This is a genomic window from Azospirillum doebereinerae, from assembly GCF_003989665.1.
Taxonomy (GTDB): domain Bacteria; phylum Pseudomonadota; class Alphaproteobacteria; order Azospirillales; family Azospirillaceae; genus Azospirillum; species Azospirillum doebereinerae.
Genome location: NZ_RZIJ01000003.1, coordinates 293,299 through 314,592, shown reverse-complemented (window position 1 = coordinate 314,592; position 21,294 = coordinate 293,299). Strand labels below are relative to the sequence as shown.

The window sequence follows — 21,294 nt, the reverse complement described above, 5'->3', positions numbered from 1 at the left end:
GAAGCCATCGCCGACAAGCTGGGCGCGGCGGTCGGCGCGTCGCGCGCGGCGGTGGACGCCGGTTTCGTGCCGAACGACTATCAGGTCGGTCAGACCGGCAAGATCGTCGCACCGGACCTCTACATCGCGGTCGGCATCTCGGGTGCCATCCAGCATCTGGCCGGCATGAAGGACAGCAAGGTCATCGTGGCGATCAACAAGGACGAGGAGGCACCGATCTTCCAGATCGCCGATTACGGCCTCGTCGCCGACTTGTTCAAGGCCCTGCCCGAGTTGCAGCAGGCGCTTTGACCGGAGCCCCGCGTGGCGGTCACGATCAGGGTCGGGCGGCTTCGCCGATCAGGACCGCCACCGCCGGCCAATCCAGGGCCGGATGACCGGCCAGCCGGTCCAGCAACGCTTCCAGAAGCCGCCACACCGCCGCGTCATGCACCAAATGATGCGTCAGCAGCCCGATGGGTTCGATCGACGCGCCGCCCTGTTCCCGCCGGTCAGCCAACTGCCGGCACAGGCCGTCCAGCAGGGCGTCGGTCTCCATCGCCGACCGGCTGCCGCGCCAGTCGATCAGGTCGATCTGTGTGTTGAGCCAGCGGAAGCCCGTCGTCGCTGCCTCCGGGCGCCGGCCGAACCCCGACGCCGCCCGGAAGCCGGCGGACGCCAGCAACTCCGGCATGTCCGCGCCCATCCGGTTCCAGGGCGGCACGAAGAGCGGCAGGAGCCGGCCGGTGAACAACCCGTTGAGCGTCTCAAGACCCCGTGCCGCATCGCCGCGCCGTGCCTCGGCGGAGCGGCCCATGCCGAACTCCGCCTTCTTCTCTCCGGCGGCGGCATGGTTGGTGTGCGCCCAGCCATGGACGAGAACCGCCACCTCCGGATGACGCCGCAGCGGGTCCGCCAGCGAGGGCGTGGCGTGGGCCGGGATCACCGCGAGGCCGGGCGCGATCCCGGCGGAACGGCACAGCGTGAGAAACCGGCCCAGTGCCGGGGTGGCGGCCACCGCGTCGTCGTCGCGCAGCCAGACGGGGCAACGCCGCCCCGTCTCCACCCAGCGCGCCAACTCGGCGTCGAGCGCGTCCCAACCGGTCATATCCGGCGCTCCCCCAGCATGGCCGTCACGATCTCCACGCTCCGCGCCGCGCCGGCCAGCACCGCCGGATTCAGCCGGGGCACAGCAACGCCCAGCACGCCCGACAGCGCCGCCGCCAATCGGTCCGGGGACAGATCCGCTTCGCGCAACATGGCGATACCGGGACGACGGGCGAGGATCCTCGCCCGCGTGATCTGTTCGGTTTCGTTGCCGTCCTCGAAAGGGCAGAAGACGCTCGGCACTCCCAGCGCCAGACAATCCAGCGCCGTGTTGTAGCCGCAACGGCCGACCGACGCCGCAGCCCGGCCCAGCAAGCTGCGGAAGTCGGGGCGCAGCGGTTCGATCGTCAGCCGTTGCGCAGGAGCAAGGGCGCGCAGGTGGCCGACGGCTTCCACCTCGTCGGGAGGAACCAGAAGACGCCAGCGATACGGCAACACCCCGGCTCTTGCACAGCGGGCGGCGGTTTCGAAGATGACGCGCCCGACCGGGCCGCCGCCGGCCGTCACCAGGATCTCGTCGCGCCCTTCGTCGCCGTCTGCCAGGTTGGGCCGGGAGGGGGCGACGAAGCCGGTGTAGAGCAGCATCTTCCGCATCGGCGGCGTCAACGGCCAACTGTCCTCCAGCGGGATGACCGCCGGGTCGGAATGGACGAGAACCCCGTCGTAGAACCGCCTGAGCCGCTCCTCGGTCTCCGGCAGCCGTCCGGGCCGCGACGGCGGCGCCAGGATGTCGCGCACCGAGGACAGGACCAGCGGCGGCCTGGGCATCGCGAGGGCCTGTTCGAGCAGGGCGTCGAACTCGCCGGCCAGGGTCCGGCGGCCGAAGGGGAACAACTCGGTGATCAGCGCGTCGGGTCGCAGGGCGCTCAGAAGGTCGGTCAGCCGTTCCCGCCTTTCGGCGTGATCGTCGGGGCCGGCGACCCGGCCGTCGGCGGTTAAGAGGGTGCGGAAATCGGTCCCGGCGCTGGACAGGGGCGGCAACTGGTGCAGCGTGGCCCGGCCGGGGGCGAGATGGGGGGCCGGACGCCCGCCGCTGACCACGTCGGCCGCCCAGCCGGCCCGCGCGAAGGCGTCGGCCAGCGCCAGCGCGCGGGCGAGATGCCCGCTGCCGAGCAGATGGGTGACGACGATCATCACGCGCATGGCAGGCGGATCCCCTCCGGGCCGCAGGCCGCGCGGATGCGCCCGTCGGCCTCCAGCGTCACCGCGTAGAGCCGGTCGCGCTTGATGTCCAGCGGCGGGGCCCCGAGGAAATCCCACCCCCAGCCCAGCGCCAGCACCGTGCGGATCACCCCGACATGGGTCACGGCGAGCAGAGTCGCAGCCTCGTCGCCGGCCCGATCCCGCAGCCAGCCCTGCAGGCGGTCGCGCAGGTCGGCCGGGCTTTCGCCGCCGGGCGGGCGGAAGTCCCATCCCCAGTGTTCCAGGTCGCGGTAGCCGGAGGTCGGGTCGGCGCGCAGTTCGGCGCCGCGACACCCTTCCCACTCGCCCCAATTCATTTCCATCAGGCGTGGGTCGGTGCGCACGGCCCGTCCGCGTCCGAGCCGTTCGGCGGTCTCCACCGCCCGCCGCAGCGGGCTGGCGTGGAGGGCGGCGTCCTCCCAGCCGGGCGGCAAGGCGAGGCGGTCGAGGTGATCGCGTCCCGCCTCGTCGAGCGGGATGTCGGTGCGGCCCTGGATGCGTCCCTCGCGGTTCCAGGAGGTGACGCCGTGGCGCAGGAAGGCCAGCCGTTTCGGTTCCGTCATTGCATCGTCTCCTTGAGCAGGCCGTCCAGCCGGGCGGCGGCGGCGTCCAGGCCGTGGCGCTCCTCGACATGGCGGCGGGCGCCGGTTCGCAGAGCCGACAATTGGACGGAATCGTCGAGCAGGGCCGCCACCGCCGCCGCGTACTCCGCGCCCGACGGGCCGGTCAGACGGCCGCCGACGCCGTCGTGGATGACGGTTCCGGTCCCGGCGTTGGCGATGGCGACGACCGGAGTGCCGTGGGCCTGGGCCTCCAGATAGACCATGCCGAAGGCCTCGTTCAGGCCGGGCCACAGCAGCAGGTCGGCGTCGGCGTACCACCCGGCCAGCGTCTGGGGCGGGACGGCGCCGTGGCGGCGGATGCGGGGGCCGAAGGGTGCCAGCAGCGCCGCGACCTCCGCCGCCGACGGCCCGTCGCCGACGACATCCAGAACCCAGGGGCGGTCCGACAGAATGCGGAGCGCCTCCGCCAGCCGGGCGTAGGAGGCCAGCTTGTCGCCCGGCCGCATCATGGCGACGGTCAGCAGGCGCGGCGGCGTTCCGACCGGGGGCCGTGCCGGTGGCGGCATCGGCAGGTCGAGGAAAGGCGGCAGGGTGGCGATGCGCTGGCCCGGCGGGCGGTGCGCCTCGATGGCCTGCCGGTCGCGCTCGCTGACGCAGAGCGTCAGGGTGGCCTCGTCGATGGCGGCCTCCGCCGCCTCCGCGAAGCTGGCCCAAGGCCCGGTCAAACGTTTGAGGGCGCGTGACGCTTCGGCAACGACGTAGGGAATGCCGAGGCTGCGTGCCATCGCCGGGCCGATCAGATCGGGCGCCTTGTAATAGACGTGGTAGCTGAACCACAGCGCCGGCCGGCGTTCCGGTTCGTCGGCGTAGAGGCGCCGCAGCCGTTCACGCTCGTCCGCCGCCGCCGCGAACAAGCGCTGCTGGGCGTTCGCATCGCCGATGCCATCGTAGCTTCGCAAGGTGCTGGCGACCTCCACGCGGTGGCCGGCCCGTTCCAGCGCGCGCAGCAGCAGACGCGCCATCTGCCGGTCGCCGGAGGGAACCGGATGGCCGGGCGGCTTCAAGGGCGCGTGGAAGGCAATCCTCATGCGGGGACGGTGTCCGCCAGCCGCCGCAGCAGGCGGTCGATGCCGGGGGTCATGCCGAACTCCGCGCGCAGCCGTTCATAGGCCGCCTCGCCGAGACGCAGGCGCAAGGGTGGATCGGTCAGCAGGCGATCGAGGCCGGCGGCGATGGCGGCGGCCTCGGGGGCGGTCAGGACGCCATGCTCGCCGTCGGCGATGAATTCCGGGATCGCGGCCACGGCGGTGGACAGGATCGCCAGCTTCTGGCTCGCCGCCTCCATCAGCACGTTGGGCAGGCCGTCACGGTCGCCGTCGCCGGCGATGACGCTGGTCAGCGTGAACAGGTCGGCGCGGCGCAGCGCCTCGATCACCGTCGCCTGGTCCTGCGCGCCGCGCCAGTCGATGCGGTCCGCCAGACCGAGGCGTTCGGCCTGCGCGCGCAGGGCCGAGCCGAGCGGCCCGCCGCCGATGTGGACCAGACGCCAGTGCAGCCCGGCGGGCAGGGCGGCCAGCGCGTCGAGCAGCCGGTCGTACCCCTTCTTCTCGACGAGGCGGCCGACCGACAGGATCTCCACGGTCCGGTCCGGCGCGCTGCCGTCGCGCAAGCCGCCGGGGCCGTCGCGGCGGTCGGGCGGGTCCGGGAAGCGGCCCAGATCCAGCCCGTGATAGACCAGCTCGATGCGTTGGGGATCCGCGGCCAACGCCCGCAGATGCGCGGCACCGGTGGCGGTGCAGGTGACGCCGAACCGCGCCTCGGCCAGCTTCTCGCGGGTTTCCCAATCCGGCGTGGTCCAGATGTCCTTGGCGTGGGCGGAAAACCCCCAGCCGATGCCCCGGATCGCCGCCGCGTAGCGCGCGACCGACGCCGGGGTGTGCAGGAAATGGACGTAGAGGAAGGGGGCGTCGGCCGGCAATTCCGCCGCCAGCACCAGCGCCTGCCCGAACCGGCGTCCCCGGTTGGCGGTGGGATCGCGCCGCAGGTCGCGCCACCACAGCCGGGCCGCTGCCCACAGCTTGGCCGGCGGCAGGCGGAACAGGGCGCGCAGCACGCGCAACGGCTCCTGGCGCAGGTATTCCGGCAGGTAATGCACGGGCGCCGCGATGCGGTCGTGCAGGGCGTGGCGCCGGGTGTCGGTCGGGTGGCGCAGCGACCAGATGGAGAGATCGACCCCGCGCTCCTGCAAGGCCAGCAACTCCTGGGCGACGAAAGTCTCCGACAGGCGCGGGTAGCCCTTCACCACCACCGCCAGCCGCAGCGGGGAAGCCGCCACGTCTCTCACGCCCGCAACGCCGTCTGGCTTTCGGCCGGTTCGGCCAGAGCCTCGCGGGCGAGCGCCACGACGCTGTCCAGCCCGCCGAGCAATCCTGGGAGCGGGTAGGCCGAGGGCGGCGGGCGGGTCGGCAGGGCGCGGATGGCGTCGGCCATCACTTGGGGGCTATCCCCGTCGCGCTCGGGGTCGAGCATCCGCGTCAGGCCCAGCGCCTCGACGGCCGACGCCCGGATGTGCTGCTCCATGCGCGGATAGGTCCGGGGGGCGATGACCGACGGCTTGTCGAAGGACAGGATCTCGCAGAAGGTGTTGTAGCCGCCCATCGCCACGACCCCCACCGCGCCCGCGTACAGCTCCTCCATGCGGGAATGGAAATCCATCGCCTCGACTCGCCCCTTCAGGCGGCGGATGCGCTTGGCGAAGCCCTTGCGCATCGCACTGTCGAGGAACGGGCCGTAGACGATCATGGCGCGCGGCGTCAGCGACGGGTCGCTCTCGTAGGCGGCCAGCGTCCAGTCGATAAGGGCGCCGCCGTCGCCGCCGCCGCCCGGCGTCACCAGCACGTAAGGCGCGGTGTCGAGGACGGCGTCCGGCGGGGTGCCGCGCCGCAGATAGCCGGTGTAGCGCAGCCGCGCCTCGACGTCGGCCGGCAGGCCCAGACCGGCGAGCGGCTGGTAGACCTCGCGCAGCCCGTAGATCCACAGCTCGTCGTAATAGCGGCGGATGGCGGCCAGCGCGTCCTTGCGCTCCCATTCCGGCTGGAGGGCGTCGGGCGCGTCCAGCACGTCGCGCAGACCCAGCACCACCCGTGTCCGTCCGCATTCCCGCAGCAGCTCCAGCGCCGGCAGGAATTCGCCGTGCAGGCCGGTGGGCTCCTTGTCGACGATCGCCAGGGTCGGGCGGAAGGACTGCGCCGCCGCCCGGATGATTTCGGCCCGCATCGCGGTCATCTCCTCGATGGGGAGGCCGAGATTCTGGGCGGTGTAGCTGCCGTCCCGCAGCTTGACCACGCCGGGCAGCCGGACGTGGTCGACCCGCTCGGGGAAATCGAAGCGCCCGGCGACCGGCGACCCGGTGAGGATCAGGGCCGAGGCGTCGGGAAAGGCCGAGACCAGCGCTTGGGCAATCGTGCGGGACCGCCGCAGATGGCCCAGCCCGAAGGTGTCGTGGCTGTAGAGCAGGATGCGCGGGGCCGTCCGGTCGGCGCGGTCCGCGCGCATCGCGATCCTTGGCTGGGACATGCTTGGAAACTCCGCGTCGGCTGGGCGTTCTGGTTGGTCATCCGGTCGGGTCGCGCAGCCGAACGGCCCCGCTCGGCAAAGCCCTCACATGGTTTCGACCCGGCTTCAAGCGCAATATGTCCGGGCGGTGGATCGCCCGGCGCCGCCCTGGGATACCCGAACGGGGGTTGCGGGGACCAGGAGGCGCCCTATTCAGGAGTCATGGTAAGGGTCGAGCGCATCGCGCAGGCCATCGCCCAGGAAGTTGAAGGACAGCACCACCAGGATCACCGGGATCATCGGCGCCGACACCCAGGGGTAGGTCTCGACCGCCGTCAGGTTCTGCGCGTCGTTCAGCATCACCCCCCAGCTCGTGGCCGGCGGGCGCAGCCCCAGCCCCAGGAAGGACAGAGCGGTCTCGCCCAGGATCATCGCCGGAATCGACAGTGTCGCGCTGGCCAGCAGATGGCTGGCGAAGTTGGGCAGCAGATGGCGGCCGATGATCCGGGCTGGAGAGGCGCCCATCAGCTCCGCCGCCATGACGAAATCCTCCTCGCGGAGCGCCAGGAAACGCGAGCGCACCGCGCGGGCCAGCCCCGGCCAGTCGAGCAATCCCAGGATCACCGAGATGCACAGGAACACGGCGACCGGGCTCCAATGGGCCGGAACGGCGGCCGACAGCGCCAGCCACAGCGGCAGCTCCGGCAGGGATTTCAGGATCTCCGACAGGCGCTGCACCGCGTAGTCGGTTCGGCCGCCGAAATAACCGGCCATGCCGCCCAGCGTCACGCCGATCCCGAAGGACACCGCGATGCCCAGCAGCCCGACGGTCAGCGACAACTGCGCCCCGATGGCCAACCGGGAGAGGATGTCCCGGCCCAGCCGGTCGGTGCCGAGCAGGTGCAGCGTGGCGCCCTCCGGCGGGCAGACCAGCCGCAGCCGCGTCTCCACCAGCCCGAGGAAGCGGTAGGGTGCGCCGGGGCAGAAGAAGCCCAGCGGCATCGGCCGCGTGGCGTCGGTCTCGTAGCGCCAGCGGTACTCGCGCAGATCGGCGCGTCCGGCGGTCGGGTAGACGAAGGGACCGACGAAGCGCCCCTCGTGGAACAGGTGGATGGGCTGCGGCGGAGCGTAGAGGTGCTCCACGTCGCGCTCGTTGGCGCCGTAGGGCGCCAGGAAATCGACGAAGGGCAGGCTGAGATAGGAGAGGCCGAGGAACAGCGCCGCCAGCACCGCCAGCCGGTGGCGCAGGAAGCGCCGCAGCATCAGCCGCCCCGCCGAGGCCCCCGGATCGAGCCGGGAGGCGGGACCGGCATCGTCGTCCGGTGACCAGGGCTCGGGATCGAATTGGTGCTTCCACGCGCGGCTCATGAGCGCTTCCTTTTGCTCAGGCGGATGCGCGGGTCCAGCAGGGCCAGCAGGATGTCGGAGATCAGCATGCCGACCAGCACCAGCAGCGAGATGAACATCAGGATGAAGCCGGCGAGGAACTGGTCCTGCGCGCGCAGCGCCTCCAGCAGCGCCGGCCCGATGGTCGGCAGGCTGAGCACCACCGAGATCAGCACCGACCCCGACACCAGCGAGGGCAGCAGCGAGCCGATGTCGGAGACGAAGGGGTTGAGCGCCATCCGCAGCGGGTAGCGCGTCAGCCGGCGGACCGGCGGCACGCCCTTGGCCTTTGCGGTGACGACGTAGGGCTTGCCCAGCTCGTCGAGCAGGTTGGCGCGCAGCCGCCGCACCATCGCCGCCGTGCCGGACAGACCGATGACGATGGTCGGCACGATCAGGTGATGCAGAACCGAGCCGACCTTGGCCCAGCTCATCGGCTCGTTCTCGTAGCGGGGATCCATCAGCCCGCCGATCGGCAGCCCCAGCCATCTCTGCCCGTAATAGAGCAGGATCAGCGCCAGCAGGAAATTCGGCGTCGCCAAGCCGATGTAGCCGACGATGGCGGCCAGATAATCCACCCAGCTGTTGGCCCGGATCGCCGCCAGCGCCCCCAGCGGGAAGGAGACCAAGTAAACGAACAGCACCGCCGAGAAGTTCAGGATCACCGTGAACCAAAGGGTCTCGCCGACCACCTCGGCCACCGGCTTGCCGAACTCGAAGGACCAGCCGAGGTCGCCTTGCAGCAAACCGTTGAAGCCGCTCGGCCCCGGCCAGACGCCGATCCAGATCAGGTACTGCTCGGGCAGCGGGCGGTCGAGCGCGTATTCGTGGCGCAGGAACTCCGCCTTCGCCAGCCCGGCCTCCTGGCCGGTCGCCCGCAGCTCGGCGATCTGGTTGGACAGGAAATCGCCGGGCGGCAGGTTGATGACGACGAAGATCAGCATCGACACCACGATCAGCGTCGGGATCATGACCAGCAGGCGCCGGAGGATGAAACGCAGCATGGCGGCTCTAGCCTTTCCTCGGCGGGGCGTCGGCGAAGAAGAACTCGTCGGGCCGGTAGATCCCCAGATAGGCCCCCGGATCCCACAACCACAGCCCCTTTTCCGGCACGTTGCGCAGGCGGTTGCCGACCACCACCGGCTGCGGCGCCTCGGCGACGATGCCGATGACCAGGACGTTCTCGGCGTGGAGGTCCAGCATGCGCTCCCACAGCGGGCGCCGCTCCTCGGTGGTGGTGGCGCGCGCCCAGTCCTGGGCGAGAGTCATCAGGGTCTGCGCGACCGGCAGGGCGATGGGCTCGCCGGCCGCGCCGGAGGTCTGGTAATGCTGCCCCCATTTCGGCCAGCCGAAATTCTCCTGGGTCATCGGCGCCAGTTCCGCCGGGTCGCTGTCGGGTTCGGGCACGCCGTTGTCCCAGCCGCTCCACACCGCCATCATCACCTGTCCCGCGTAGACCCGGTTGCGCAGCACGTCGCGGTCTGCGGTCCGCACCAGCAGCCGTACGCCGATGTCGCGCCACGTCTCGGCGACGATCTGAAGGGTGTCGGCGATCTCCGGCTTCTCCCCGGCGGTCTCGACGATCACCTCCAGCGGGCGGCCGTCCGGCAGGCTGCGGTACAGCTCGCCGCGCTGGCGGGGCAGGCCGATCTCGTCCAGCAGGGCGGCGGCCTTCTTCGGGTCGTAGTCGGCCCACAGCCCGTGCCGTTCCTGCTTGTAGAGCGAGCTGAAGGGCAGCACGCCGACCCCACCCTCGCGCGCCAGACCGAAATAGAGCGACCGGTTCACGATCCGCCGGTCGATGGCCAGCGACAGGGCGCGGCGGAAACGCACGTCGCGCATCAGATCGCGCCAGACCGGGTCGTTGTAGTTCAGGTTGGGGTAGAGCGCGATGTCGGCCCCGTTTCCCGACGGCCACAGCCGGGTGGCGTAACGGCCGTTCGACTCGCCGGAGACCAGGACGGGAACCTGGGAGAAGGTCAACCCCTCCGCCTGGAGGTCGGCGTTCCCGGCGGCGACCTGGGCCGGGATCAGGCCGCCCGCCATCACCGTCACATCCAGCCCGTCGGCGTAGGGCAGTTGAACGCCCTGGGAATCCACGCGGTGGTAATAGGGGTTGCGCTGGAACAGCAGGTGGGTGGCGCTTCCCCGCAGCGTCGCCATCCAGGGCTGGAGGGTCGGTTCCTCGGGGTTGTCCATGCGGAACATGTCGTCGCGCGCGTTGTGCAGCGCCGCCCAGTTGCGCAGCTTGGCCTTGGCGATCTGCGGGGCCAGGTCGGCCTCGGCGGTGTAGCGGGCGTGGAAGCGCTTCAGGTAATGCGCCGGTCGATAGATGAAGGGGGGGCGGGCGGCGGCCAGCGTCGGCAGGAAATGCGGGTTGGGCGCCGCCCAGCGGAAGCGGACGGTCAACGGGTCTGGGAAGCTGACCTCCGGCGGCTGGCCGTCGACCAGCATGAAGCGCGGCGGGCCGGAAGGGGACAGCATGGGGTTGTTGGCGATGTCCTCCCACCAGTAGCGGATGTCGTCGCTGGTGAAGGGGGCGCCGTCGGACCAGCGGTGGCCGCGCCGCAGGGTGAGGGTGAAGTCGCGGTCCTCGACGACCGTCATCGCCTTCAGGATGTCCGGGACGATCTCCCGCTGCTCGGTGTAGCCGACCAGCCGGGCATAGCCGTAGAGCACCGCCAGCCGGCTGTTGCGCCGCTGGGTGATGAAGGTGCGGATCCAGCCGCCGGGCCGCCCGAACTCCCGCCCTTTGGCCGGAAGGTCGACGACCAGCGGTTCGGCGGGCAGCCGTTCGGCCAGCGGCGGCAGCAGGCCATAGGTCGCCGTCGTTCCGTCCGGCGGTGTCTGCGCCCGTACCGGCTCCAGAAGCAGGGGCAGGAGAACAAGAAGGGCCAGGCAGGCGCGCCGCCCGCTCCTCATGCCGCCCGCCGCACGAAATGACCGGGCGCGATCTCCAGCAGCGGCGGGCCGGAGCGGTCCGGCGTGGGGCGGAAGGAGTCCGGCCACAGGTCGGGCCGGCCGGCGCCGCGCGCCACCGTGGCGATGTCGATGGGGCGGCTGACGTCCGGTTCGGGCGAGGCGGCGATCAGCGCCTGGGTGTAGGGGTGCAGCGGGGCCGAGAACAGGATGCCGGGCGGCGCCTGCTCCACCACCTGACCGGCGCGCATCACGGCGACGCGGTCGGCCAGCCGGGCCACCACGGCCAGATCGTGCGAGATGAACATCAGGCTGAGTCCGAGGCGGGTCTTGATCGATTCCAGCAGGTCCAGCACCTGCGCCTGCACCGACACGTCGAGCGCGGAGGTTGGCTCGTCGCAGATCAGCAGCGCCGGGTCGAGCGCCAGGGCGCGGGCGATCCCGATGCGCTGGCGCTGGCCGCCGGAGAAGGCGTGCGGGTAGCGGTTCGTCCAGGCCGGGTCGAGGCCGACTTGCGCCATCAGCGCCCGAACCCGCTCGCGCCGCTCGGCCGCGCCGCCGATGCCGTGAATCGCCAGCGGCTCGGCGATGATGGCGCCGACGGTCATGCGCGGGCTCAGCGAGGCGTAGGGGTCCTGGAACACCATCTGGGCGGAGCGACGGTAGCCGAGCAGCCCCGCCCCCGTCTGATCGAGCAGGTCCATGGCGGGCTTTCCGGCATCGGGCCGGAACAGGATGCGTCCGCCGGGGTCGGGCCGGTCGGCCAGCATGGCGAGCCGCGCCAGCGTCGTCTTGCCCGATCCGGATTCGCCGACGATGGCCAGCGTCTCGCCGCGCCGGAGGCGCAAGTCGACCCCGTTCAGCGCCTTCACCGTCCGGTCGCCGCGCTCGAAGGTCTTGGCGATGTCGTGGAATTCGAGGATGGCGTCGGCGCCGGCCGGGCAGGGGAAGCTGGGGGCGGGGCATTCCGGGATCACCGGGGCCGCCATCATCAGCTTGCGGGTGTAGCCGTGCAGCGGGCGGCCCAGCACGTCGGCGCAATTCCCCGATTCCATCACCCGCCCGGCGCGCAGCACGACCACGGCGTCGGCCATGTTGGCGACCACGCCCAGGTCGTGAGTGACCAGCAGCACGGCCATGCCGGTCTCCGCCTGCAAGGTCTTGATCAGGGCCAGCACCTGCGCCTGGAGCGTGACGTCGAGCGCGGTCGTCGGCTCGTCGGCGATCAGCAGCTTGGGGCGGGCGACCATCGCCATGGCGATCATCGCCCGTTGCCGCAGCCCGCCAGACAGCTGGAACGGGTAGGAGCGGAAGGCGCGGTCGGGATCGGGAAAGCCGACCCGCTCGAACATCCGAAGGGACTCCTCGCGGGCCTTGGCGCGGGAGGCCTGCCCGTGCAGTCGCAGCACCTCCGCCGTCTGGGCGCCGATGGTGTGGAGCGGCGACAGGGCGCTCATCGGTTCCTGGAAGATCATGGAAATCCGGCTGCCGCGCACGTCGCGCAGGCGCTTGGCCGGCAGCCGCAGCAGATCGGCCCGTTCCGCCCCGCAGCCGAACTGGATCGCGCCGCCGCACACCTCCGCTCCGCGCGGCAGGATGCGCAGGATGCTGCGGCAGGTCAGCGTCTTGCCGGATCCGGACTCCCCGACCAGCGCGACGCTCTCGCCCGCGTCGATGGAAAAGCTGACGTCCTCGACCACCGGACGGGCGGCGGCCGAGCGGCGAAACCGGATCGAGAGAGAATCCACCGTCAGCATCGTCCCGGTCCCATCCCCCGCCAAGCCGGTCGTTTCACCGCCGGTCGCATCCATACCCGGCCTCTCGGGGCAGCGTTGCACCGCAGCCTTGACCGCTTAAGTATTGGTCTGTTCCGATCGAGATACAACATGGCTGTTTCCGCGCCGTTCCCTCCCCCCGGCGCTTTCGGGGTGCCGGGGGAGGACCCGTCGAACCCATGGATCGAGGTGCTTCCGAATGCCGGCGCGCGCCCTTTCGCTGCTCGACCGCATGATCGACCGCCTGACCGTTCAGCGCGACTCCCTCGACTGGGCACGGGCGGCGGTGGATGGCAAGGCGGGGCTGGTGTTGGAGATCGGGCTGGGCAAGGGACGGACCTACGACCATCTGCGCAGCCTTTTTCCGCCCCGCGACATCCTGGTCTTCGACATGTGGCGGCGGGTGCCGCAGGAGCTCGTTCCGGACGCCGACCGGCTGTTCACCGGCGACTTCCAGGAGACGCTGGCGGCGGCGGCCGGAAGCTTCGGACGCTGCGCGCGGCTGGCCCATGCCGATTTCGGGAGCACGGACCGCCAGCACGACGCCCGACAGGCGGAGCGGCTGGCGCCGCGGATCGACGCCTTGATGCTGCCGGGCGGCATCGTCCTGTCCGACCGGCTCATGGAGCGTCCGGGCTGGCAGCCCCTCACCCTGCCGAACACGGAGCGTTGGCCCTATTTCGCGTGGCGTGTCGATGACGGAGCGGGCGAAGGGCCGGGGAAGGCCCGGACGCAGAGCCCCGCTCCTTCCGCGCCGCCCCTTCTACCCTGATCGTCCAACCTTGGCCCGACCCGGCGCGCGCGACCGGCAGGGCGGCGATCATGGCGGCGCCTCGCTGGTCAACCGCCGGCCGGTCTGCTGGATCACCCGCATGGGCAGGCTCGGCATGTACGGAAGGAGGCGCAGGAGCGCCGTCCCGTCCAAACGCAGCAGCCGGAGATCGGTCCTGGCCCGGATGGTCGAGAAACGGCGGGTGCCGGCCAGAAGCTCCAGGTCGCCGAACACCTCGGGCGGCTTGATGTAGGCGAGGTGCAGCGGGTCGCGGCCGGGTTGCAGGCGGATCAGCTCGGCCTCGCCCTCCGCCAGGACGAAGACGAATTCCGACTGCTCCCCGCTGCGGTAGATGAAGTCGCCGGCCTTCACGTTGCGCCATTCCGCCGCCCCCAACAGGCGGCGCAGCGCCGTTTCGGGCAGGTCGGCGAAAAGGGTGGAGCGGGACAGCAGGCGCAGCGCCGTCCCGTCGGCGTCGTCGGAACCGTCCGGCGCGGCGTCGGCTTCCGCCGCGTCGCCGGCTTGGCCGCGCCGGACCAGGCGGCCTTCCTCCAGATCGTAGACGCAGTCGAAGCCGGCGTCGTCGGGAAGCCGGTCCTCCAGAACGATCACGGTCATGTCCGGCAGCGTTTCCTTCATGCGCCGGATGATGTCCAGCCGGTCGGCCGGGTCGTAGCTGTTCATCGCCTGATGGATCACGAAGAGGTCGGGCTTCTTCACCAGCCCGCGCATGAGCTGGATGCGCTGCCGGACGCCGACCGGAAGCAGCGAGCCGCCGATCCCGACCTCGCCCAGCGCCACCAGCACCAGCACGTAGGCCCGCGCGTCGGTCTCCTCCAGCGCCGTGTCGACCAGGGCGCGCAGTTCCGTGATGGTCTCGGGGGCCTCGGTGGTGACGCGGCCGAACAGGAGGTTGTCCATGACGTTGAGGCGGCCGTGATACTGGTCCGGGTCGAACGGGATCACATGGTCGCGCAGGTCGGCCGGCATGTCGTCGAGCAGGCGGTGGCGAAGCGCCATGATCGCGTCGCGTTGCGCCGCCGGGATCAGGTCGGGGCCGTCCCGGTTCGGCACGATCATCAGGAACATGGTCGCGAAGAGCAGCTTGTCGGATTCGGACTGTCGGCGTTCCAGCCGGTCGGCGCGGCGGCGCAGCCGGGTGACGCTCTCCACCAGCTCCTCGAACAGCGCGTCGTCGAGATGGGGGTAGCGCATCATCAGGACCTCGCCGTCGGCGCTGTCCTGGTAGACCGAGACGACCCGCATGGAAAAGCGGCGGCCGATGCGGACGGCCGGTTCCCACAGCCCGTGCTCCTCCATCAGGGCGCGCAGGCCGGAATGATTGACGAGCCGCCCGACGGTCAGGTTCTTGCCGTCGGGCAGCCCGAACAGCATGTTTTCCGCCAGACTGGCGTGGAGATTGAAGCGGTCGCGCTCGAAGCGTTCCAGCACTCCTTCCATCCCCTGCGCGATCAGCGTCTCACGCAGCCGGTGGCGGGCGCGCAGCAGCGGTTCGGCGATGAACGGATAATCGTCGGGATCGAAGACCTCGCGCAGACCGCGCCGGTAGATCTGCTCCTCGCCGCCGGTCGCCACCAGACACTGGACCAGCCAGGGGCGGAAGCTCTTCCAGTCGGTGACGCCGACCTGGGCGAAGTCGGTCCAGATGCCCTCCATGCTTTCGTAGGGGCTGCCCGACGCCTTGGCCTCGCGGATCTGGCGGCGGCGTTCGGGCGTCAGGGTGGCGGGGTCCTCCTCCGGCGGGCGGTGGCGCAGGCCGTAGGTCATGTTCTGCATGATGCTGCCGGTGAACATGTGCGGCTCGGGGCCGGCGTAGGCCATGCGGCGCCCCAGCAGTTCCAGCGGCAGAGTGTCGAGCGGGTGCTCGCCGATCAGGATGCGGCCCGACGTCGGCGGCGACAGGCGGACCATCATCTCGGCCAGCCGGCGCAGGGCCAGCGCGTTGGTCCCGGCGATGCCGACCAGGGTGCCGGGCGGGATCTCGAAGGACAGGCGGTGCAGCATGCGGTCGCCGTACTCGTTCGCCCAGGTCACCGATTCCATGCGGTAGGGAGCCCGCAGGTCGGACGGCTGTCCGGGGCCGGCGGCCGGCCAGTCGAACAGGAAGGGCGGCGAGAACTGCTCGGAGATCTGCTCGAACTTGATCTGCGCGTCGTAGGCGTTCTGGTAATAGTCCAGCAGCTCCTTCCAGGGGGCGGTCAGATCCTTGAACGCCGACAGGGCCGCCACCAGCGACCCGATGGTCAGATCGCCGTGCAGCACGAAATAGCCGCCGATCGAGAAAAAGAAGAATGGCGTGACTTGGTTGATGAAGTTGTTCAGAAATTTGATAAAATATTTTCTTTGGTATATCTCGAAACGAATCTCGAAAATTTCGCCAAGGTGTTTCGAGAAATCGGCCTCGACGTAGCGGATGGTGCCGTTGGTGCGGATCTCACGGATGTTGTCGACGCTCTCGCCGATCCGCTCGGAAATCTGGCGGACCTTGCGGATGCGCTCCTTGCCGAGCTGCTTCACCTTGATCTGAAGCTTGGGGATGATGTAGGCCTGCACCGGGATCAGCGCGACCGACACGAGCCCGATCATCGGTTCCTGGATGAACAGGAACAGCAGGATGGTCAGCATCGTCCCGCCCTGGTAGAGCGGCTGGGCGAAGGCGTCGCCGATGAACCCCGCCAGCGGTTCGGTCTCCGCCGTGACGGTGGAGATCAGCTCGCCCTGGCTGACCCGCGAGAAATGCGGCAGCGGGAAGCGCAGCATGCGGTCGAGCAGCATGAAGCGCAGCCGGCGGACCTGCCGTTCGCCGACGACCCCCTTCATCGTGTTGATGCGCATCTTGAACGCGCCGTTCGCCAGCACGAGCAGCAGGAAGGCGAAGCACAGGACCAGCAGGTAATGGACCGGGCTCAACCCGATGCCGAGAATCGTCCGTTCGGCTTCCGGTTCGGAGATCGCCCGGTTGATGATGATCTTGGGCAGTTCGAGCGAGGCGTAAAGGACCGGGAAGGACGCGACGGTCAGCAGGGCCAAGAGAATTTGCTGCCGTCCACTGTGCTTCCAGATGAACTGATAAATATTTTTATCCATCAAGGGCCTTTGCACGCCACGGAGCAACCGGACGGGTTGCCGGGAATCGTTTCATCGGATCGACGCATCGTCAGGCAATGTAGGAAGAGGACAAGAAAGACCCAAGACTCCGTGACGGCGGAGTCTTGGGTCCTGCTTCTTTGGTCATGTCTTGCGCAGCGGGCGTCCGCCGCGCTTCGCCGGAGCGGCGGGACCGGTCAGCGCTTGACGGTATCGGCGGACTGGCCGAAGAGGATCTTCTTGCTCTCCTCGTTCACGGTCGGGGTCTTGGCGGCGTTGACCGCCGAGCCCTTCTCGTAGGCGCGGATCGTCGCCGGGCGGTCCTGGATGGCGTGGAACCAGCGCTTCAGGTTGGGGAAGTCCTCGAGGTTCTGCTGCTGGCGCTCGTGCGGGACGACCCAGGGGTAGGAGGCCATGTCGGCGATGGAGTACTCGGCGCCGCCCAGGAATTCGCTGGTCGATAGGCGCTTGTCCATCACCCCGTAGAGACGGCCGGTCTCCTTGACGTAGCGCTCCATCGCGTAGGGGATGCGTTCGGGCGCGTACTGCACGAAATGGTGGTTCTGCCCGGCCATCGGCCCGAGGCCGCCGACCTGCCAGAACAGCCATTCCGTCACCGTCTTGCGGCCGCGCGCGTCGGCGGGCAGGAACTTGCCGGTCTTCTCCGCCAGATAGAGCAGGATCGCGCCCGATTCGAACACCGTGATCGGTTCGCCGCCGTCGGCGGGGGAGCGGTCGATGATCGCCGGCATGCGGTTGTTCGGCGAGAAGGCCAGGAATTCCGGCTTGAACTGGTCGCCGGCCCCGATGTTCACCGGCTTCAGGCTGTACTCCAGCCCGGCCTCCTCCAGGAAGAGCGTGATCTTGTGGCCGTTCGGCGTCGGCCAGAAATAAAGCTCGATCATTCCAAACCCTCCGTTGATTTGCGCCAAGACATGCGCCGCCGGGGCCCGGCTGACAAGCCCGCGCCGATGCAGGGCGGGCATCCCGTTCCGGCGGACCGGCCCGCGAGAGCGGGTGGACCCGGAGCGTCCGCCCGCGCTTATACTCCTTTCCCCACACGCCCGCCCGCCCGGCACAAGGAAGCCCAGCATGACCGACCTTCTCGATGGCGAAGCGCCTTCCGGCTACCAGGAGCTTCTCGGCTACCGCCTGAGTCGGTGGGAGGAGGGACTGGCCGAGATGGAGTTGCCGCTGACCGCCGCTCACCTCAACCGGGCCGGGGTGGTGCATGGCGGTGTGCTGATGTCGCTTTTGGACACGGTTTCCGGATTTTCCGTAACATTCTGTCCCGTGGAGGGGCGGCTGCGGCGGGCCATGACCCTCTCCCTGTCCACAAGCTTCCTCGGGCAGGCGCGGGACGGTACGTTGGTCGCCACCGGCCGCCTGCGCGGCGGCGGTCGCAAGATCGTCGGGGCGGCCGCGGAAATCCGGCACCGCGAAACGGGCGCCCTGCTGGCGACGTCCGAGGGCATGTTCAAATACAGGCCGGGCAGCGAGAACCGGGAGGGAATCGAGCGATGACGGGACGGATCGGGATCGCGCGCGACGGGCGCGTGCTGGTGGTGACGATGGATGACGGCGCCACCAAGAACGCGCTGACGCCGGAGATGATGGCCGCCGCGCGCGACGCCCTGCTCCAGGCGGCGGGCGATCCGGGGGTGGGGGCGGTGGTGTTGGCGGGGGCGGGCGACACCTTCTGCTCCGGCGGCAACCTCGGCCGGCTGATCGGCAACGCCAAGGCCGATCCCGGGTCGACGCGCGCGGCGCTGGAGGGTTTCCACGGTTGGGTGCGCGCCATGCGCGCCTGCCCCAAGCCGGTGATCGCCGCCGTCGAGGGCGCCGCCGCCGGGGCCGGCTTCTCCGTGGCGCTCGGCTGTGACCTGATCGTCGCGGCGGAGGATGCGACCTTCACCCTGGCCTACGTCAAGGTCGGGCTGAATCCGGACGGCGGCGCCTCGGCCTTCCTGTCGCGCGCGGCGACTCCGCAGCTGGCCGCCGAGATCATGTTCGAGGGCGGCCGGATCGGCGCCCCGAGGCTGGCGCAGCTCGCCATCGTCAACCGGGTGGTGGCGCCGGGAGCGGCGCTGGCCGAGGCGACGGCCTGGGCGGCGCGGCTGGCCGAGGGGCCGGCGGTCGCCATCGGCCGGGCCAAGCGGCTGATCGAGAGCGGCTTCGGCGCGGCCGACGCCCAGTTGGACCGCGAGGCCGACTTCTTTGTCGAGGCGCTGCACGGCCCCGAAGCCGCCGAGGGCATCGCCGCTTTCTTCGAGAAGCGCCCGCCCAGCTACCCGCGCGGCTGACGGCACGGCCGCGTTCAGGTTGGCGTTCAAGCCGACGGGCGGAAATGGGCGCGCATGAAGGCGACGTAATCCTCGTCCGTCATGCCGCGCCGCGCCTTGAGGAACCCCCGGCTGTCGTCGCCGACCGGGTAACGCAGCCGGTCCGTCCCGTCCGTCGCGGCGGCGAGGATCGCTTCGGCGACGTCCTGGGCGCTCATCGCCCGCGCGGCGGTCATGCGGGCGAAGGCGGCGGCGGTGTCACGGCTGAAGGCGTCGTAATCCGCGAGTTCGGCGCCCCGCGCCGAATCTTCGGCGGCCCTTTCCGAAAAGCGGGTGGCGGTCACCCCGCCATGCGGCTCGATCAGCTTGACGGCAATGTTCTGGGAGGCGAGTTCGTAGGCCAGCGCCTCCGAGAAGCCCTCCAGCGCGAATTTGCTCGCGCAGTAGAGCGAGATCATCGGCAGGGTGAACAGGCCGGCGCCCGACCCGACGTTGAGGATCACGCCCGCCTTGTTCTTTCGGAAATGCGGCAGGATCGCCCGCGTCACGTCCATCACCCCGAAGACGTTGACGTCGAACTGGCGCTGGATGCTTTCGCGGGACAGGGCCTCGAACAGGCCGTACTGGCCGTAGCCGGCGTTGTTGACCAGCGCGTCGATCCGTCCGAAGCGCGCGATCCCGGCTTGGATGGCGTGGCCGATGCTGTCCTGGTCCTGAACGTCGAGGCGGGTCACCAGCACGCCGTCGAGCGCCGCCAGCTCCGTGTCGTCAGCCGGGTCGCGCATCGTCGCGACCACGTTCCAGCCCCGCTCAGCGAAAAGCCGGGCGGCGGCCCTTCCGATGCCGGACGAGCAACCGGTGATGAGGATGGTTTTCAAGGGACAAGCCTTTTCGGAAATGGCGGGAGGAACCGAACCGTACCGCTTTCCCGGCGTTGCGATAATCCATACAGTTCCGCATGAACCGATGCGGGGAATCGCACAATGCGGAAGGCGGGCCTGATCGAGCTGAACGCGGTGGCGGCGGTGGCGGCGCACCGCAATTTCCGCGCGGCGGCGGTCGAACTCGGCATGTCGCCCTCGGCGCTCAGCCACGCCGTCGCGGCGCTGGAGCGGCGCCTGGGGGTGCGGCTGTTCAACCGGACCACGCGCAGCGTGTCGCTTTCCGAAGCCGGGGAACAGTTCCTCGCCCGCATCCGCCCCGCCTTGCAGGACATCGCGCTGGCGATGGACGAGGCGAACGAGAGCCGCGCCACCCCCGCCGGAACGCTGCGCATCAACACGTCGGAGGGGGCGGCCCGCCAGATTCTGACTCCGCTCGTCCTGGAGTTCCTGAGACGCTTCCCCGACATGCGGGTGGATCTGGTGACCGAGGGGCGTCTGGTGGACATCGTCGCCGAGGGGTTCGACGCCGGAATCCGATTGGCGGAATCCGTGCCGCTGGACATGGTCGCGGTCCCCTGCGGTCCTCCGCAGCGCTTCGTCGTGGTTGGCTCGCCCGCCTATCTGGAGGGCCGGGCGCGGCCTTCGGCGCCCGATGATCTCCAGGCGCACGCCTGCATCCGCCGCCGGTTGCCGAGCGGCGCCCTCCACCGCTGGGAGTTCGCGAGGCACGGCGAGGAAGCCGCCGTGGACGTCCAGGGGGCGTTGACGCTCGACAGCCACACGCTGATGATCGAGGCGGCCCTGGCGGGGGCGGGGCTCGCCTATGTCGCCGACTGGTTCGTCGCCGCCGACGTCGCCGCTGGCCGGCTGGTTCGCCTGTTGGAGGACTGGACGCCGGCCTTTCCCGGCCTCTGCCTGTATTTTCCGCGCGGCCGCCTGGTGCCGGCGGGCCTGCGCGCGTTCATCGACGTGGTGCGCGAGGTCGCGTCACGGGATCGGGCGTTCGCCGGGGAACGCCAATGAATCGCGGAGTTGCCAGCGGCCGGGGCGGCCTGTATCAGGGGTGACGCCCCCGCCGGATGACCGCCGCCCCCATGCTCCACAGTTTCCTGCTCGCCTTCACGGCGCTGTTCTCGATCGTCAACCCGATCGCCATGGCGCTGATCTTCAGCCAAGTCACCGCCGGGCGTAGCGCGAGCGAGCGGGCCAAGCTGGCAGGGCTGGTCGGTCTCTATTCCGCCGTGGTGATGCTGACCGCGCTGTGGGCGGGCGCCTATGTGCTGAACTTCTTCGGCGTGTCGCTGGCGGCGCTCAGGATCGCCGGCGGCTTCGTGGTGGCGGAGCGCGCCTGGGTGCTGCTGTCCGCCCCGGAGGCGCACGAGGCCAAGAAGCAGGAACAGGCGGCCCCGGCCGAGACCGCCGAGGAATCCGCCTTTTTCCCGCTGACCATCCCCTTCACCACCGGACCGGGGACGATTTCCGTCGCCATCGCGCTCGGCTCCAACCGGCCGCCGGACGGCGGGCCGCTCACCGCCTTCTTCATCGGCGTCTCGGCGGCGGCGCTGGCCATCGCGGTGCTGATCTGGCTGTCCTACCGCTCCGCCGACCGGCTGGTCGCCCTGCTGGGGCCGACGCGCGCGCGGGTGCTGACCCGGCTGTTCGCCTTCCTGCTGTTTTGCGTCGGCGTGCAGATCCTGCTGAACGGCGTGACCGATGCACTCGGCCCGATGCTGGCGCGGCGGGGATGAGTTCCGGTTGCAGCCGGCAACCGCCGCGCCGTTT

19 protein-coding genes are annotated in these 21,294 nt (G+C 70.2%); 6 read left to right on the top strand and 13 right to left on the bottom strand.

Features of this window, described 5'->3' with window-relative positions; genetic code table 11:
* A partial coding sequence (locus EJ913_RS06470) for an FAD-binding protein (RefSeq protein ID WP_211098887.1) occupies positions 1-291 on the top strand: 291 nt, incomplete at its 5' end.
* A gap of 25 nt (positions 292-316) precedes the next feature.
* Here EJ913_RS06470 and EJ913_RS06465 read toward each other — a convergent pair.
* The 10 genes from EJ913_RS06465 to EJ913_RS06420 all read right to left on the bottom strand — a co-directional run bounded on the left by EJ913_RS06465 (position 317) and on the right by EJ913_RS06420 (position 12,502).
* On the bottom strand, positions 317-1,087 hold the full coding sequence (locus EJ913_RS06465) for a polysaccharide deacetylase family protein (RefSeq protein ID WP_126995944.1): 771 nt from the start codon (positions 1,085-1,087) through the stop codon (positions 317-319).
* The gene (locus tag EJ913_RS06460) at positions 1,084-2,229 is read right to left on the bottom strand and encodes a glycosyltransferase family protein (protein WP_126995942.1); all 1,146 of its coding nucleotides are present in this window, start codon (positions 2,227-2,229) and stop codon (positions 1,084-1,086) included. Before EJ913_RS06460 ends, EJ913_RS06465 begins: the two co-directional genes overlap by 4 nt.
* Positions 2,220-2,831, bottom strand: a complete 612-nt coding sequence (locus tag EJ913_RS06455) for a histidine phosphatase family protein (protein WP_126995940.1) — start codon at positions 2,829-2,831, stop codon at positions 2,220-2,222. The genes EJ913_RS06460 and EJ913_RS06455 overlap by 10 nt, the downstream gene beginning before the upstream one ends.
* Positions 2,828-3,919: a glycosyltransferase family 4 protein gene (locus tag EJ913_RS06450; RefSeq protein ID WP_126995938.1), complete on the bottom strand. Its 1,092-nt coding sequence runs from the start codon at positions 3,917-3,919 to the stop codon at positions 2,828-2,830. The genes EJ913_RS06455 and EJ913_RS06450 overlap by 4 nt, the downstream gene beginning before the upstream one ends.
* Positions 3,916-5,166 (bottom strand): glycosyltransferase, encoded by a 1,251-nt coding sequence (locus EJ913_RS06445; RefSeq protein WP_126995936.1) that lies wholly within the window; start codon positions 5,164-5,166, stop codon positions 3,916-3,918. The genes EJ913_RS06450 and EJ913_RS06445 overlap by 4 nt, the downstream gene beginning before the upstream one ends.
* 5 nt (positions 5,167-5,171) lie before the next feature.
* Positions 5,172-6,407 carry a glycosyltransferase family protein gene (locus tag EJ913_RS06440; RefSeq protein ID WP_211098886.1) on the bottom strand — a complete coding sequence of 412 codons (1,236 nt, stop codon included), beginning with the start codon at positions 6,405-6,407 and terminating at the stop codon, positions 5,172-5,174.
* A 192-nt stretch (positions 6,408-6,599) separates the two neighbouring features.
* Entirely contained in the window at positions 6,600-7,754 is a 1,155-nt protein-coding gene (locus tag EJ913_RS06435) for an ABC transporter permease (protein WP_126995934.1), read from the bottom strand.
* A complete protein-coding gene (locus EJ913_RS06430) occupies positions 7,751-8,776 on the bottom strand; it encodes an ABC transporter permease (RefSeq protein ID WP_126995932.1) in 1,026 nt (341 codons plus the stop codon). The genes EJ913_RS06435 and EJ913_RS06430 overlap by 4 nt, the downstream gene beginning before the upstream one ends.
* A gap of 7 nt (positions 8,777-8,783) precedes the next feature.
* Complete coding sequence (locus EJ913_RS06425; protein WP_126995930.1) at positions 8,784-10,694, bottom strand: ABC transporter substrate-binding protein; 1,911 nt, start codon at positions 10,692-10,694, stop codon at positions 8,784-8,786.
* Complete coding sequence (locus tag EJ913_RS06420) at positions 10,691-12,502, bottom strand: ABC transporter ATP-binding protein (RefSeq protein ID WP_238519123.1); 1,812 nt, start codon at positions 12,500-12,502, stop codon at positions 10,691-10,693. Before EJ913_RS06420 ends, EJ913_RS06425 begins: the two co-directional genes overlap by 4 nt.
* Before the next feature lie 163 nt (positions 12,503-12,665).
* On the opposite strand from EJ913_RS06420, the gene EJ913_RS06415 reads away from it, so the two are divergent.
* Positions 12,666-13,238, top strand: a complete 573-nt coding sequence (locus tag EJ913_RS06415) for a class I SAM-dependent methyltransferase (protein ID WP_126995928.1) — start codon at positions 12,666-12,668, stop codon at positions 13,236-13,238.
* Between the two features lie 48 nt (positions 13,239-13,286).
* Here EJ913_RS06415 and EJ913_RS06410 read toward each other — a convergent pair whose 3' ends face one another.
* The gene (locus EJ913_RS06410) at positions 13,287-16,289 is read right to left on the bottom strand and encodes an ABC transporter transmembrane domain-containing protein (protein WP_244939266.1); all 3,003 of its coding nucleotides are present in this window, start codon (positions 16,287-16,289) and stop codon (positions 13,287-13,289) included.
* Positions 16,290-16,543: 254 nt separating this feature from the next.
* Entirely contained in the window at positions 16,544-17,251 is a 708-nt protein-coding gene (locus tag EJ913_RS06405; protein WP_126995924.1) for a glutathione binding-like protein, read from the bottom strand.
* A 187-nt stretch (positions 17,252-17,438) separates the two neighbouring features.
* Between EJ913_RS06405 and EJ913_RS06400 the strand changes: the two genes are divergently transcribed.
* Positions 17,439-17,870: a PaaI family thioesterase gene (locus tag EJ913_RS06400; RefSeq protein ID WP_126995922.1), complete on the top strand. Its 432-nt coding sequence runs from the start codon at positions 17,439-17,441 to the stop codon at positions 17,868-17,870.
* Positions 17,867-18,649, top strand: a complete 783-nt coding sequence (locus EJ913_RS06395; protein WP_126995920.1) for an oxepin-CoA hydrolase, alternative type — start codon at positions 17,867-17,869, stop codon at positions 18,647-18,649. Before EJ913_RS06400 ends, EJ913_RS06395 begins: the two co-directional genes overlap by 4 nt.
* 26 nt (positions 18,650-18,675) lie before the next feature.
* On the opposite strand, the gene EJ913_RS06390 is transcribed toward EJ913_RS06395, so the two are convergent.
* Entirely contained in the window at positions 18,676-19,506 is an 831-nt protein-coding gene (locus EJ913_RS06390; protein ID WP_126995918.1) for an SDR family oxidoreductase, read from the bottom strand.
* Positions 19,507-19,611: 105 nt separating this feature from the next.
* Here EJ913_RS06390 and EJ913_RS06385 point away from each other — a divergent pair, with 105 nt between their 5' ends.
* Positions 19,612-20,535: a LysR family transcriptional regulator gene (locus tag EJ913_RS06385; protein WP_126995916.1), complete on the top strand. Its 924-nt coding sequence runs from the start codon at positions 19,612-19,614 to the stop codon at positions 20,533-20,535.
* A 71-nt stretch (positions 20,536-20,606) separates the two neighbouring features.
* Positions 20,607-21,260, top strand: coding sequence for a MarC family protein (locus EJ913_RS06380; protein ID WP_126995914.1), 654 nt, complete (start codon positions 20,607-20,609; stop codon positions 21,258-21,260).
* The last annotated feature ends 34 nt before the right edge of the window (positions 21,261-21,294 follow it).

What these genes read in the sequence shown, in the direction of transcription:
- EJ913_RS06465 (WP_126995944.1), bottom strand. Translation starts at nt 1,087, where the DNA reads ATGACCGGTTGGGACGCGCTCGACGCCGAGTTGGCGCGCTGGGTGGAG.
- EJ913_RS06460 (WP_126995942.1), bottom strand. Translation starts at nt 2,229, where the DNA reads ATGCGCGTGATGATCGTCGTCACCCATCTGCTCGGCAGCGGGCATCTC.
- EJ913_RS06455 (WP_126995940.1), bottom strand. Translation starts at nt 2,831, where the DNA reads ATGACGGAACCGAAACGGCTGGCCTTCCTGCGCCACGGCGTCACCTCC.
- EJ913_RS06450 (WP_126995938.1), bottom strand. Translation starts at nt 3,919, where the DNA reads ATGAGGATTGCCTTCCACGCGCCCTTGAAGCCGCCCGGCCATCCGGTT.
- EJ913_RS06440 (WP_211098886.1), bottom strand. Translation starts at nt 6,407, where the DNA reads ATGTCCCAGCCAAGGATCGCGATGCGCGCGGACCGCGCCGACCGGACG.
- EJ913_RS06435 (WP_126995934.1), bottom strand. Translation starts at nt 7,754, where the DNA reads ATGAGCCGCGCGTGGAAGCACCAATTCGATCCCGAGCCCTGGTCACCG.
- EJ913_RS06430 (WP_126995932.1), bottom strand. Translation starts at nt 8,776, where the DNA reads ATGCTGCGTTTCATCCTCCGGCGCCTGCTGGTCATGATCCCGACGCTG.
- EJ913_RS06425 (WP_126995930.1), bottom strand. Translation starts at nt 10,694, where the DNA reads ATGAGGAGCGGGCGGCGCGCCTGCCTGGCCCTTCTTGTTCTCCTGCCC.
- EJ913_RS06420 (WP_238519123.1), bottom strand. Translation starts at nt 12,502, where the DNA reads ATGGATGCGACCGGCGGTGAAACGACCGGCTTGGCGGGGGATGGGACC.
- EJ913_RS06415 (WP_126995928.1), top strand. Translation starts at nt 12,666, where the DNA reads ATGCCGGCGCGCGCCCTTTCGCTGCTCGACCGCATGATCGACCGCCTG.
- EJ913_RS06405 (WP_126995924.1), bottom strand. Translation starts at nt 17,251, where the DNA reads ATGATCGAGCTTTATTTCTGGCCGACGCCGAACGGCCACAAGATCACG.
- EJ913_RS06400 (WP_126995922.1), top strand. Translation starts at nt 17,439, where the DNA reads ATGACCGACCTTCTCGATGGCGAAGCGCCTTCCGGCTACCAGGAGCTT.
- EJ913_RS06395 (WP_126995920.1), top strand. Translation starts at nt 17,867, where the DNA reads ATGACGGGACGGATCGGGATCGCGCGCGACGGGCGCGTGCTGGTGGTG.
- EJ913_RS06385 (WP_126995916.1), top strand. Translation starts at nt 19,612, where the DNA reads ATGCGGAAGGCGGGCCTGATCGAGCTGAACGCGGTGGCGGCGGTGGCG.
- EJ913_RS06380 (WP_126995914.1), top strand. Translation starts at nt 20,607, where the DNA reads ATGCTCCACAGTTTCCTGCTCGCCTTCACGGCGCTGTTCTCGATCGTC.